Below are 11,999 nucleotides of genomic sequence, written 5' to 3' on the forward strand. Positions count from 1 at the left end.
AAGTGAAGGGTTGGTTAATAAAAAGGTGAATTTTTCTCTATTTTGTAACAGCTAAAGCTTCAAAATAATTTTTAAAGGCATTGATTTCCAGTGCAAAAACGCCGTCGTTTCCAATCATGTTAATCGGTCTCCAGAAACTTCCGTCGAAAAAGCTGATAAGTCCCTGATAAGAATTCAAACCATTCGGTTCGGTAACTCCCCACGGATTTCTCAGGATGATGTAGTTCTTTCCATTGAAAGTAGACCAGCCTAAAACCGTGTAAGCGTGATTTCCAACAATATTAGATCCGGTATAATCTTTTCCTGATCCATACGTCCATGCAACCATCGGATTAATGGTCTTGCAGCTCATTGAGTTTTCTCTTACAACGCCAAAAAGATCAAGCGCAGTTCGTGGTGAAGTGTAATAATAATACGGTGTTTTGTTTGTAAGTTGCGCAACAGCTTTTGCAGGATCTCCGAAAGCCGTTTTAGAAATGTCCGGTTTATCGTCATTTACATTCGTGATCCATTTGGCAAAGGCTTTTTCATAAACAGCCGGCCAGATTTCTCCAGCATCGTTGCTTCGGCAATATACAGGATTGTTGTTGGATGAGTTAATGATCGTATTATCAGTAACTTCCACAAGTCTTGTTGCCGCATCTTTTCCTCCGCCTTTTGTGAAAAACTGAATGGCGTTGGTGCGGTCTGTTTCTCCAGTTCCGGTGGCTCTCACTTTATGCTGAATAGTATAAGGATCTGCCCATGCAATAGCAGAAATAGCGGCAATAAAATAACAGTTGGCAACTGCACCCTGAATCGGGTCATTGTATTCCGTAACGTCGTTGAAGAAATTTCCTCTGTCGCTCCACGAAGTTCCTGCAGGAGTCCATCCGTTGGCATTTCCCATCCCGAAAATGATATTTTTAATAGAAGGGGAGAGCACTTTATTGCTGATGGTGTTGTTCAGCTTAGGGATATTCAGTACCACTTTTACATCGCCTTTGTCTAATCTGGCATTTTTTACAGCGATGCTGTTCAGGTCTTTTATTCCAGTACCTGAAAGATCATTGAGTGTCTTAATATTCGAAAGATTTACAGTTTCCAGTTTGTCTGTTGCTCTCACTTTAATATCCTCAGATTTCAGAGTTTTTACAGTGTTATCGCTGTTAAGTTGCAGTCCTGCGTACAGAGGAGAATTAAATTTGATGTCGAAAAGTTCTGCATAATTGGTTTCCAGGGTTTCTTCAAGAATCTGGTACGATTTTACGTCTTTCCAGTCGAATTTTCTTCCTGTGATGGCTTCAGTTAATGCATAAGGATTGATAACTCCTACAAACAGTTCTTTAGGTGCTTTGTCCATGATAATTGTTTTTTAAAGGTTAAGGTTAGAATTAATTTGGTTAATGAAATCGGGATTGTACAGATATAAAAACCGGTTGAACAGAGAAATTCCAAAATCATCATTGGGTTCGATCATGATTTTTCTTGAATTCACCTCAATCATTCTCTGGCTTCCTCCCACCATTGCCGGATCTTTCACAGAATCCTCTATTTTGCTGATTAAAGAAAGAAGCTGAAGAAAAATTTCTGTATTGAATTTTCTTTGTTCAGAGACGATCATTTTTTCATCCGCGTCATATCCTCTAAAGATTTTCAGTTCGGCATTTCCGTCCTGTTCGGAAAATATAATCTGATATCGGTACGCGTACTGCGGCGGAACACTTCCGTTATTGAATGATACGATGAGGATATTGGCTTTCATACTGTTGATTTCTGAAACCAAAATTATATCAACTTAATAATCTGAATGTTAGGGTTTATACGAAATGTATATGGGGAAAAAACGGAAAATAAAAAAAGCTGCTTCAAAATGAAACAGCCAATTATTTTTTAATGGAAAATTGCTTAAAGAAATAAAATTTTAAAGCATTCCAAGCTCAAATTTAGCTTCTTCGCTCATCATATCTTTATTCCAGCTAGGTTCGAAAGTAAGTTCTAAGTCTACGCTTTTTACATTTTCCACTTCACCAACTTTATCTTTTACCTCCTGCGGAAGCGTTTCTGCAACCGGACAGTTGGGCGTCGTTAACGTCATGATAATTTTTACGTCCGCTTCATCGGAGATCTGAACATCATAAATTAACCCCAATTCGTAGATGTCTACCGGAATCTCTGGGTCATACACGGTTTTTAAAACACCGATGATTTCCTCACCGATGTCAGCAATCTGATCGTCTGTAAATTTCATTTTTTAATCTAAATTGATGTACCTTTTCAACAAATCTTCCTGACGCATACGCCGGAAAACATTCGCCAAAGTTAAGACATCTTTTTCACAATAGTCAACTATTCTTTGCAAGTCTTTCTCTATGTAGTAGATTGATGAAACCATTGAGCCGTCGATATCGTCTTTTGGAGTCGGTATTCCGAAAACATGAGCCAGCAATTCCAACGAGACAAAACTTTTGTAATCCCCAAATTTCCAAAGTTCCATCGTATCGATATGCGGAATTTCCCAAGGCTTTTTTCCGAACATCTGAAACGGAGTAGGAGGCATCATCCCATTAATTAAATATCTTCTGGCAATCCACGGAAAATCGAATTCTTTTCCGTTATGTGCGCATAAAATGACGTCGCGAAGTCTCGGGCTGTTAAAAATTTCACCAAATTCCAGAAGTAATTTCTTTTCATCGTCACCTGCAAAACTTTTGATTTTCAGGGTATCGTTTTTTTCGATCATTCCGATCGTTATGCAGATGATTTTCCCGAATTCTGCCATAATTCCGGCTCTTTCCACATAAAATTCTTCAGGAGAAACCTCATCTTTTCTCTGGAATCTCGTTTTTTTATCCCAAAGCATCTGTTCGGCTTCCGATAATTCTTCCCACAATCCGAATCCCGGAACCGTCTCGATATCAAGAAATAAAACTCTTTCTAAAGGAATATTTTGTATCATTTTTTACTTCTTCGTAATTTGTTTGAAACTAAACCTCACAGGTTTCAATATTTTCATTAGATTTTTTGAAAGACATTATCCTACCTGCATTCCGTTCTTTGTGGGTAATAAAGGAGTTAAAAGGGTAACATCTTTTTTATTTTCACCATAAACACCCAAAACCAGACATTCGCTGAAAAAATTGGCGATCTGTTTTTTAGGAAAATTAACGACAGCCAAAATCTGCTGACCAATTAATTCTTCTTTCTGATACAACGAAGTGATCTGAGCGGAAGATTTTTTAATGCCTAAATCTCCAAAATCTATTTCGAGCTGATAAGATGGATTTCTTGCTTTCTCAAAATCATTTACAGAAATAATGGTTCCGCAGCGGATGTCTATTTTTTCGAAATCTTCCCACGAGATTTCAGGTTTTATCATCATAACGAGTTGATTAATTGTTCTACTTCAAGTTTCTGTTCAGCATATTTTTTCTGCAGTTCAGAACCTTCGCCCATTCTTTTATAATATTCAAGAGCTTTGCTGCCGAAGTCTTTTTTGTAAAAATCGGATACTTCAGGAATCTGAGGAAAAACCTTATGAAAAAGCATTTCGTAATACGCCTGAAATTCCCTTTCGCTTTTTTCTTCAATAACGTGTCCCGGAGCTTTCTGTCTTACATGCAGCATTTCGTGGGCAATTAAATTTAAAACCAGATTCAGATCAAAATCGAATAAATTTTTAGGGATCATTACTTTTTGCGGGCTTCCTAAAACGCCTTCTGCCGTTAGAACGAGAGAATTTGGGAAAACCTCATCGCGAAGACCAAATCCTTCAAAGTTTTCATGTTCGAGATTGAAAGAGCGGATGATGTATTCTGCCGCATCAATGATCTGGTCGTGTTCTCTGTAAGCTTCTAAATGTAAAGCAACCTGTTCGAAATTCATCTTTAAATATGTTTTAACAAATGTATTAAAATCAAAAGATTATCCCGGTTTTTTACAAAGGAAAATATCAAATAAAGACGAAAATAGTAATGTGGGTTCAATATAAAACAATACAAAACATCAATAGGGATGGCTTTAGCCAATTTTGATTCAGAATCTTTACATTGAACTCAGTAAAATTAAAGGATATTCAAAAAAAATCCCTCAATAAATCTGTTGAGGGAAAATATGATCATTGATGATTTTATTTTTTAATCCACCATTGGCTGTCCTTTCTGTCGGAACGTTTCACGCCGTTGTTTAAAGTATAGGCAAAACCAACTCCCAACGTCTGTTTAAGCTGTGTTTTCTGAACCTGATTGTGGTCGTACATTACATCCACTGTTATATTAGACGATATGAATTTATTAACCTTTAAATTTAAGATCATTCCATACGCAAGAACCAATCTTTCCGGATGATCCAGATAATTGGAGAAAACGGATGCTGTATTGGTAATATTTACGTTCTCCATCAAATTGAATTTATAATAAGCCGTTCCCAGAAAACCATATTGTAAAATCGAGGAATCTCCGTCTGCTTTTAAACCGTAATTTCCTGCAAGCTGAAGATCTTTATCCAGCACAAAAGCCCATCTCGCGTTGCTCGGACGAAGGGTAACATTTACGTTATCATTCGGTCTGTACGTAATCCCCATCCCGACATTCAGATAACCGGGAGCCATAAAATTGGATATTTTTTTTGCTTCCGGATTATTTCCGTCCTCATATCCCGCAGAAAACTGAGAAATCAGACCCGCTCCTACGGAAAGATACCAGCTTTTTGAAAACCTCCTTCCGTAATTAGTGGAAACATTAATAACGTCCTGAGTTTTTCTTACACCAACTCCTTTCGTATCATTTTGTCCGTAATTCAAAAGAATGATGTTTTCCCAAAGATCTTTATCTTTTTCATACGTAATGTTGTAATCCAGCGCAGCAAGCCATCCCACATTGTTGGCTCCTCCACCTACCCAGTTAGAAAATGCTGCCTGATTAATCATCAGCGACTGTTTTCCTAAAACCGACCAGTGTTTAACGGTATCTACTTTAATGGCTGCGGTGTCTGTAATAACAACCTGTGCATTGGCAAAAATTCCCAGAGAAAGAGAGAGTGTGAATAAAAACTTCTTCATGAGTTCAGGATTTCATTATACAAAATTCCTTACAAAAATATTAAATATAATTTTTATGAATGTAAAACCAGCTTTAAGAAGTGAATGTGATCAGGCTTTTATCCGGTTTTTGAAGTCGTTTTTTGAAGTTTTCAATGACAAAATAAAAGGAATTCCTTCGAAAGCCGTGAAAATCATTACTTTTTGGCTGAAATAAATTTCTGAAGAGAGATTTCATCGACAATTTTTCCGAAATTTATCGTTGGCTTTTCATTTGACGTAAAATCTTCATGTTAAAAAACAATATAATTTCCAAAAAAGCGCTGCTTTATCCTTTGCTGATGCTTGCAGCAATGTGGCTGGGTTTCTTTTTACAGATGCAGGGCTTTTTTCAGAGCTGTTTCGGGGCGATCATTCCATTGTTGCCGGAAGGCTTATTGGGAATTATAACGTCACCTCTTTTACACGGTAATCTCGAACATATTGTGGGAAATTCTATCCCGATCGCGGTGCTTATGTTTTTGCTGTACCAGTTTTATCCTTTGGTTGCCAATAAAGTGTTTATCACGGGCTGGCTTGCTACAGGATTTTTGGTTTGGCTTCTTCCGCCAATAGATATCATGACGGGAGATTATCTTTATACCTGTACCATCGGAGCGAGTGGAGTGGTGTACGTTCTTGCTTTTTTCCTTTTTTTCAGTGGGGTTTTTAAATGGAATATGAAATTGCTCACGATTTCTCTGTTGGTCGTTTTGTACTATGGAAGTCTCATCTGGGGAATGCTTCCCGAAGAACTGTTTTCCAATCTTCAGGAACCCAGTAAAATTTCCTGGCAGGCGCATCTTGCAGGTGGAATTGTAGGCGTAATTCTGGCTCTTTTATTTAAGAAAGTAGGCGATAAAAAGAAGAAGTTCATCTGGGAGTTTCCAAATTATTACAGCGAAAAAGATGATAAATTATGGCAGGAATACAAAGAAAATCATCCCGAAGATTTTATGGAACTGCCTTACAAAAAGAAAGACGATATCTGGGAAAGACTGGATGAACTGAGAGGCAAATAATTTTAAAAATTTTCTACATTTGTGAAAACAACACAAATGTATTCTGAAGAACATCTTTATTCCATTGCTCTGCGAGAGTGTAATTTAATCGGAGATATTAATTTTTATAAGCTTGTCCGTATTTTCGGAAGTGCCAAAAATGCCTGGGAAAACACCAAAAAGGAATACAAAAAGCTGGACGGATTCGGGTCTAAAATGATTTCAGATATCGGAAATCCTGATCATCTGAAGTTTGCCGAAAATGAACTGAAGTTTTGTGAGGCAAACCATATCAAAATTAATCTCAGACATCTTCACGATCTTCCCAAACTTCTGCACGAGTGCGACGACGCACCTGCTGTTCTTTACCAAAAAGGACATTTTGATGATGCTAAACCAAAAATCAGCATGGTAGGAACAAGAAATATGACTTCCTACGGAAAACAGTTTATTGAAGATTTTTTTAAGGAAACGTCTTCCGGTAATTTTATTTCCGTAAGCGGTCTGGCTTTGGGAGTAGATAAAGAAGTTCATGAGCAGTCTCTTCATCATCAGGTTTGTACGGTTGCGGTTTTAGCCCATGGTTTTCACACATTATATCCTTCGAAAAATAAAAAATTATCAGAAAAAATTCTTGAAGACGGGGGAGCTTTATTTACAGAATTCAATTCATCCAAAAAGCCGGACCGCGAAAATTTTATTCAGAGAAACAGAATTGTAGCCGGAATTTCCCCTGCGACAGTTGTGGTGGAAACAGCTTTCGGAGGCGGTTCAATCAGCACCGCAACGTTTGCCAATCAGTACAACCGCGAAGTATTTGCGCTTCCCGGAAAGATTACAGATAAACAGAGTCAGGGTTGTAATCATCTGATTTTTCAGAACAAAGCTTTGGTCATTTCCACGATAAAAGATCTGGTTGAAAATTTAGGATTTAATAATCCGGAGAGCAGAATGGAAGAATTGTTTCCACGCAGTGAAGTTTTTATTCAATTATCTGAAAATCAGAGTAAAATATTTAAAATTATTGTCGATAATCCACAGATTTCTTTGGACGATCTTGCTGATAAAACAGACCTTTCTTCACACAAAATTTTGCCTGTAATTTTAGAATTGGAGCTTTTAGGAAGAGTAAAATCATTTTCAGGGAGACAATTTTTAGCAATATAACAATTAACGATTTCTTAATATTGCATTATTTTAAACATAACATTTAATTTTTAATAAAATTAATGATTGAATTGCTGATTTAATAATATTAAGTCATTATATTATTAAATTTTCAACAATTGTTATTTAGGGTGTTGTGAATCTTGAAAAAAAAATTAAATTTGTTGGCAATAATATTCAACCCTAATATATGGAACAATATAATATTGACCAGAAAATCCAAGAATTTATAGCTAAAATTGAGGCAAAAAACCCTAATGAGCCAGAATTTTTACAAGCAGTAAAAGAAGTTGCGGTAACTGTAATTCCGTTTATCTTAACGAAAAAGGAATATACGGGAATGAAGCTTCTAGAAAGAATGGCGGAAGCTGAAAGAATTATCATCTTCAGAGTTCCATGGGTTGACGATAAAGGAGAGATCCAGGTAAACAGAGGGTTCAGAATCCAGATGAACTCTGCGATCGGACCTTACAAAGGAGGAATCCGTTTCCATCCTACCGTAAACCTTTCTGTTCTTAAATTCTTAGCGTTCGAACAGGTGTTTAAAAACTCTTTAACAACGCTTCCGATGGGAGGTGGAAAAGGAGGTTCAGACTTCGATCCGCAAGGCAAATCTGATATGGAAGTAATGCGTTTCTGCCAGGCTTTCATGACGGAAATGTGCAAACACATTGGCCCTGAAACAGACGTTCCTGCGGGAGACATCGGAGTAGGAGCAAGAGAGATCGGATATCTATTCGGACAATACAAAAAAATCAGAAACGAGTTTACGGGAGTTCTTACAGGAAAAGGTCTTGCGTACGGAGGTTCATTAATCCGTCCTGAAGCTACAGGATACGGTGTTGTTTACTTCGCAGAGCAGATGCTTAAAACGATCGGACAGACTTTCAAAGATAAAACGGTAACGGTTTCAGGTTTCGGAAACGTAGCTTGGGGAGTTATTAAAAAAGTTAACGAACTGGGAGGAAAAGTAGTAACGATTTCCGGACCGGACGGTTATGTGTATGATAAAGATGGAATCGACGGAGATAAGATCGATTATTTATTGGAATTAAGATCTTCCGGAAACAACAGAGCTGAAGATTATGTGAAGAAATATCCTTCTGCAGAATTCTTTGCAGGAAAACGTCCTTGGGAAGTGAAGTGTGATGTTGCGATCCCTTCTGCGACCCAAAACGAATTAGATTTGGAAGATGCTAAATTATTGGTAGAAAACGGATGTGTTTGTGTAACAGAAGCAGCAAACATGCCTTCTACACTTGATGCGATCAACTATTTCTTAGACAATAAAGTATTGTTCTCTCCGGGGAAAGCTTCTAACGCAGGAGGTGTTGCAACTTCAGGTCTTGAAATGACGCAAAACTCGATCCGTCTGAACTGGACTTCTGAAGAAGTGGATGCTAGACTGAAAGAGATCATGATCGGAATTCACAAAGCGTGCAGAGACTACGGAAAAGAAGAAGACGGCTATGTAAACTACGTAAAAGGAGCCAATATCGCCGGATTCGTGAAAGTTGCAGAAGCAATGTTAGCTCAGGGAGTAGTATAAAATACAAAGGTTGGGAAATTCCCGACCTTTTTTCATATAACCTGTTCCCGGGATTATAAATGGGAAAAAAGTAAAAAGTGAAAGGAGAAAGCGTTGATTATTCAGCGCTTTTTTTGTGTTTAACGCTACTTTCGCAAGATCTTGTTTTGGAATGATGCTGAATATTTTTCGATCGTGAATGCATTTCATTCAGCTAATGATAATCATTTTAATTCAAATGAAATTGACATCTTCATGTCATTTCAAAGTATAACGTCTCAACCAAAGACAGATTCTTCACTTTGCTACGCTTCGATCTGAATGATAATAAGAACTGCCAAAAAGTGAAAAATCATTACATTTAATTCATGAAAAATACATTTGAAAATATTGATGAATATATTGCTTTGTTTCCGGAGATTCGGGATAAATTAGAAAATCTCAGAAAGCTAATTCTTTCACAAAGTTCTGAAATTGAAGAGTATATTGGCTATCAGATGCCCGCTTTCAGATATAAAAATAAGCCGTTGGTCTATTTTGCAGGGTATAAAAAACATATTGGCTTTTATCCCGGAGCAGAAGGAATAAAAGAATTTGAGGCTGAATTTAAAAAAAGCAATTATAGATTTTCAAAAGGAGCGGTACAGTTTCCTGAAAAAGAGGATCTTCCTGAAAATTTAATAAAGAAAATTGTTCAGTTCAGACTAGAGGAAATAAACCACACAAAATCCTGAAAAATGATTCAGGATTCTCTTTATTTGCATATCGATTATTTATTCAAAATTTGATATTATGTTAAATACAACTTTCGTACAAAATTCATGATCTCTACTTATTTTAACTTGATTTATAATTATTTAAGATAAATTATACTGTTTGATATTTACGAAAAAATCCTGAAACATTACATTTCAGGATCTTCTTTCTACTTCTTAAAAATTTAAATACTTACTTCGACTTTTTCTTCTTGGATTTCTTTTCTTCTTTTATAGCTTCTGTGGATTTGGTGGTGTCTGTTACAGGTTCTGTATTGGCATTTACAGTGGTTTCTGCGGATGCTGTTGTGGCGGGTATTGTTGCTTCAACAGTGGCAGTGGTGCCTGTATTTTGGTTTTGGCTTGACGTTCCGGAGTTTGTCTCCCCGTTGGTGGTTGCCTGTGAATTCTGTTGGGTCTGAGTGGTCGATGGATTATTAGAATTTGTGGACGGATTTTGTTGTGATGTTACCGTTTGAGCCGATACTGCGATTACTCCGACTAATGTAAACGCTGCTGTTAAAACTAACTTCTTCATAATATTAATATTTAAATGGTTGTTTAATTTAAACGCCGACATTTTATCTAATATTATGCGGGAAGTCTTTATTTAACGGACTTTATAATTATTTAAGACGGATTTTGAATTGTATATTATTTTCCTAAATTTTTCATAATTCGCTCTACAAATTCGTATGCAGCGGGACAGATCACGGTGTTTTTGATCATTAAATTATTGATCTGGTAGATCTTCTTTCTGTCGGAATGGGGATATTCTCTGCACGCTTTCGGACGCACTTCATAGATAGAGCAGGTATTGTCTTCATTTAAAAAAAAGCACGGCAAATTTTGCAGAACTTTATCATTATCTTCATCTACACGCAGGAATTTTGCTTCAAAATCGGCAGGTTTCATGCGGAGATGCTTAGAAATTCTTTCAATATCTTTTTCGGTATAAAGCGGTCCTGTTGTTTTACAGCAATTGGCGCATTGCAGACAGTCTATTTTTTCAAAAACCTCTTCATGCGTTTCCTGAACCACATAATCCAGATTTTTTGGTGGTTTCTTTTTCAGTCCGTCGAGAAATTTTTTATGCTCTTTCTGCTTTTGTAAAGCCTGTTTTTTATAAAATTCTAAATCCATTTATTCTTCTTCCACCAATACGGGAAGTTTTGCTTTTTGATACTCACTTATTTTATCCAGATTCAGCACCGTGGAAAGATGGTCCTTATCAGGATAATACATCGGGATAAATTTTGCACCGTACACGATTTCTTTGGTTATATAAGAAGTTCTCTGAACCACCGTATTGGAAAAAACCTCATCAAAAGCACGGATATGAACAATAATTTCAATGCCCGTATTTTTAAAATCCTCTTCAGAAAATCCATAAAAAGGGGATTCTTCATCAATTTCATGAACAATTGTCCAGTTCAGAGCCAATGTATTGATTTTGCTGAACTGTGTTTTCAACTGATAAAAATTACTTCTCGAAATACCATTTTCCACGACTTCAATGGCCGTGGTAATAACAACTTCGGCATCTGTTAACGCATTATTTTTATAAGGCGCCAGTCTGAACATCAAAGCTGAAGCTTCTTTAAACGGTGCGATAACGGCAATTTCAGAAAACTTCAGATACGCTCTCGGTCTTGAGAACCTCCCATAGAAAAGTCCCGTTGCAATGGCAAAGGTAAGCAATCCCAGAAAAGCTTCAAAGGTAGCAACAAGACTGGCTGTAAAACCTACCGGAGCAATTCTTCCGTATCCTACTGTTGTAAAAGTTTGAGAACTGAAGAAAAATACATCAATAAATTCATTCACAGGATTACTTTTATCAATTCCCGTTAAATGCTCTACTCCGATAAGATAATAGATTAAAGCAAAAAATAAATTAACCAGAATATAAGCAATAACAAGATAGGAAATGAACTGAAAACTGGACAGTTCCAACATCGTATGATACCAACTGTATCTGTTGAAAATATTCACCCCTTTTCTGTTGACGTTCGGAAGACCATCTTTGTTGATAAACCTTCCGGAAGCATTACTACCAAAACCACTGTTTTCAGTGTTTTTCTGTCTGATTTTTTCTCTGAATCCTCTTGCCATTTTTTATATCATTTTGTTTTTACTTTTTCTGTTGATTCTAAACCTGAAAAATAAACTGATTTATCAATTCGAATCAAAATCAACATACAAAGATAAAATAATGTTGTGATGAATTTTGTAAAAGGATGGATGAAAATTTTTAGCTAAAATATGAAAATTTCAAATGAATTTTAACACCAAAAAGCAACTCACAGAATACATTAATTTTCTTCTAAAAAAGCTAAAAAATTAGACAATTTTCTCTTCAAAATTTCCGAAAAATCCTTTAAAAATTTTTCTCACTGATTTTCAATTAAGTATAAATTTTTATCGAAAATAATTAGAAATCAATTTAATACGACGAGTTTTGTCGCCATGCCGGACGATATTTGCAGTATACA

The 11,999-nt window shown here is 36.4% G+C and carries 15 protein-coding genes; 5 read left to right on the forward strand and 10 right to left on the reverse strand.

The genetic code is table 11. The features are described from left to right. Positions 1-37 precede the first annotated feature (37 nt). The 7 genes from QWT87_RS06675 to QWT87_RS06705 all read right to left on the reverse strand — a co-directional run bounded on the left by QWT87_RS06675 (position 38) and on the right by QWT87_RS06705 (position 5,038). On the reverse strand, positions 38-1,342 hold the full coding sequence (locus QWT87_RS06675) for a C2 family cysteine protease (RefSeq protein WP_302715006.1): 1,305 nt from the start codon (positions 1,340-1,342) through the stop codon (positions 38-40). Positions 1,343-1,354: 12 nt separating this feature from the next. Beyond that, positions 1,355-1,744, reverse strand: coding sequence for a hypothetical protein (locus QWT87_RS06680; protein ID WP_302715007.1), 390 nt, complete (start codon positions 1,742-1,744; stop codon positions 1,355-1,357). 159 nt (positions 1,745-1,903) lie between these two features. Continuing rightward, positions 1,904-2,230 carry an SUF system Fe-S cluster assembly protein gene (locus QWT87_RS06685; RefSeq protein ID WP_076394014.1) on the reverse strand — a complete coding sequence of 109 codons (327 nt, stop codon included), beginning with the start codon at positions 2,228-2,230 and terminating at the stop codon, positions 1,904-1,906. A 3-nt stretch (positions 2,231-2,233) separates the two neighbouring features. Further along, a complete protein-coding gene (locus tag QWT87_RS06690; protein WP_116099060.1) occupies positions 2,234-2,938 on the reverse strand; it encodes a 3'-5' exonuclease in 705 nt (234 codons plus the stop codon). Between the two features lie 75 nt (positions 2,939-3,013). Beyond that, positions 3,014-3,361: a tRNA-binding protein gene (locus QWT87_RS06695; RefSeq protein WP_302715008.1), complete on the reverse strand. Its 348-nt coding sequence runs from the start codon at positions 3,359-3,361 to the stop codon at positions 3,014-3,016. Beyond that, a complete protein-coding gene (locus QWT87_RS06700; protein ID WP_302715010.1) occupies positions 3,358-3,864 on the reverse strand; it encodes a hypothetical protein in 507 nt (168 codons plus the stop codon). The genes QWT87_RS06695 and QWT87_RS06700 overlap by 4 nt, the downstream gene beginning before the upstream one ends. A gap of 244 nt (positions 3,865-4,108) precedes the next feature. Continuing rightward, a complete protein-coding gene (locus QWT87_RS06705; RefSeq protein WP_302715033.1) occupies positions 4,109-5,038 on the reverse strand; it encodes a DUF3078 domain-containing protein in 930 nt (309 codons plus the stop codon). Positions 5,039-5,093: 55 nt separating this feature from the next. Here QWT87_RS06705 and QWT87_RS06710 point away from each other — a divergent pair, with 55 nt between their 5' ends. The 5 genes from QWT87_RS06710 to QWT87_RS06730 all read left to right on the forward strand — a co-directional run bounded on the left by QWT87_RS06710 (position 5,094) and on the right by QWT87_RS06730 (position 9,486). Next, positions 5,094-5,234: a hypothetical protein gene (locus QWT87_RS06710; RefSeq protein WP_302715035.1), complete on the forward strand. Its 141-nt coding sequence runs from the start codon at positions 5,094-5,096 to the stop codon at positions 5,232-5,234. Between the two features lie 73 nt (positions 5,235-5,307). Then, a complete protein-coding gene (locus QWT87_RS06715; RefSeq protein ID WP_235132119.1) occupies positions 5,308-6,078 on the forward strand; it encodes a rhomboid family intramembrane serine protease in 771 nt (256 codons plus the stop codon). A 36-nt stretch (positions 6,079-6,114) separates the two neighbouring features. Continuing rightward, the gene (gene dprA / locus QWT87_RS06720) at positions 6,115-7,224 is read left to right on the forward strand and encodes a DNA-processing protein DprA (protein ID WP_302715194.1); all 1,110 of its coding nucleotides are present in this window, start codon (positions 6,115-6,117) and stop codon (positions 7,222-7,224) included. 190 nt (positions 7,225-7,414) lie between these two features. Beyond that, positions 7,415-8,773, forward strand: a complete 1,359-nt coding sequence (gene gdhA / locus QWT87_RS06725; RefSeq protein ID WP_087711904.1) for an NADP-specific glutamate dehydrogenase — start codon at positions 7,415-7,417, stop codon at positions 8,771-8,773. Positions 8,774-9,120: 347 nt separating this feature from the next. Beyond that, positions 9,121-9,486, forward strand: coding sequence for an iron chaperone (locus tag QWT87_RS06730; RefSeq protein ID WP_302715039.1), 366 nt, complete (start codon positions 9,121-9,123; stop codon positions 9,484-9,486). 214 nt (positions 9,487-9,700) lie between these two features. Here the strand turns inward: QWT87_RS06730 and QWT87_RS06735 are convergent, their stop codons facing one another. The 3 genes from QWT87_RS06735 to QWT87_RS06745 form a co-directional block, all read right to left on the reverse strand. After that, positions 9,701-10,045: a hypothetical protein gene (locus QWT87_RS06735; RefSeq protein WP_302715041.1), complete on the reverse strand. Its 345-nt coding sequence runs from the start codon at positions 10,043-10,045 to the stop codon at positions 9,701-9,703. A 116-nt stretch (positions 10,046-10,161) separates the two neighbouring features. Next, positions 10,162-10,650 (reverse strand): YkgJ family cysteine cluster protein, encoded by a 489-nt coding sequence (locus QWT87_RS06740; RefSeq protein WP_302715043.1) that lies wholly within the window; start codon positions 10,648-10,650, stop codon positions 10,162-10,164. Further along, a complete protein-coding gene (locus QWT87_RS06745; RefSeq protein WP_302715045.1) occupies positions 10,651-11,619 on the reverse strand; it encodes an ion channel in 969 nt (322 codons plus the stop codon). Positions 11,620-11,999 lie beyond the last annotated feature (380 nt).

The sequence above is a fragment of the Chryseobacterium urinae genome (genome assembly GCF_030518295.1).
In the GTDB taxonomy this organism is placed as follows: Bacteria; Bacteroidota; Bacteroidia; order Flavobacteriales; family Weeksellaceae; genus Chryseobacterium; species Chryseobacterium mucoviscidosis.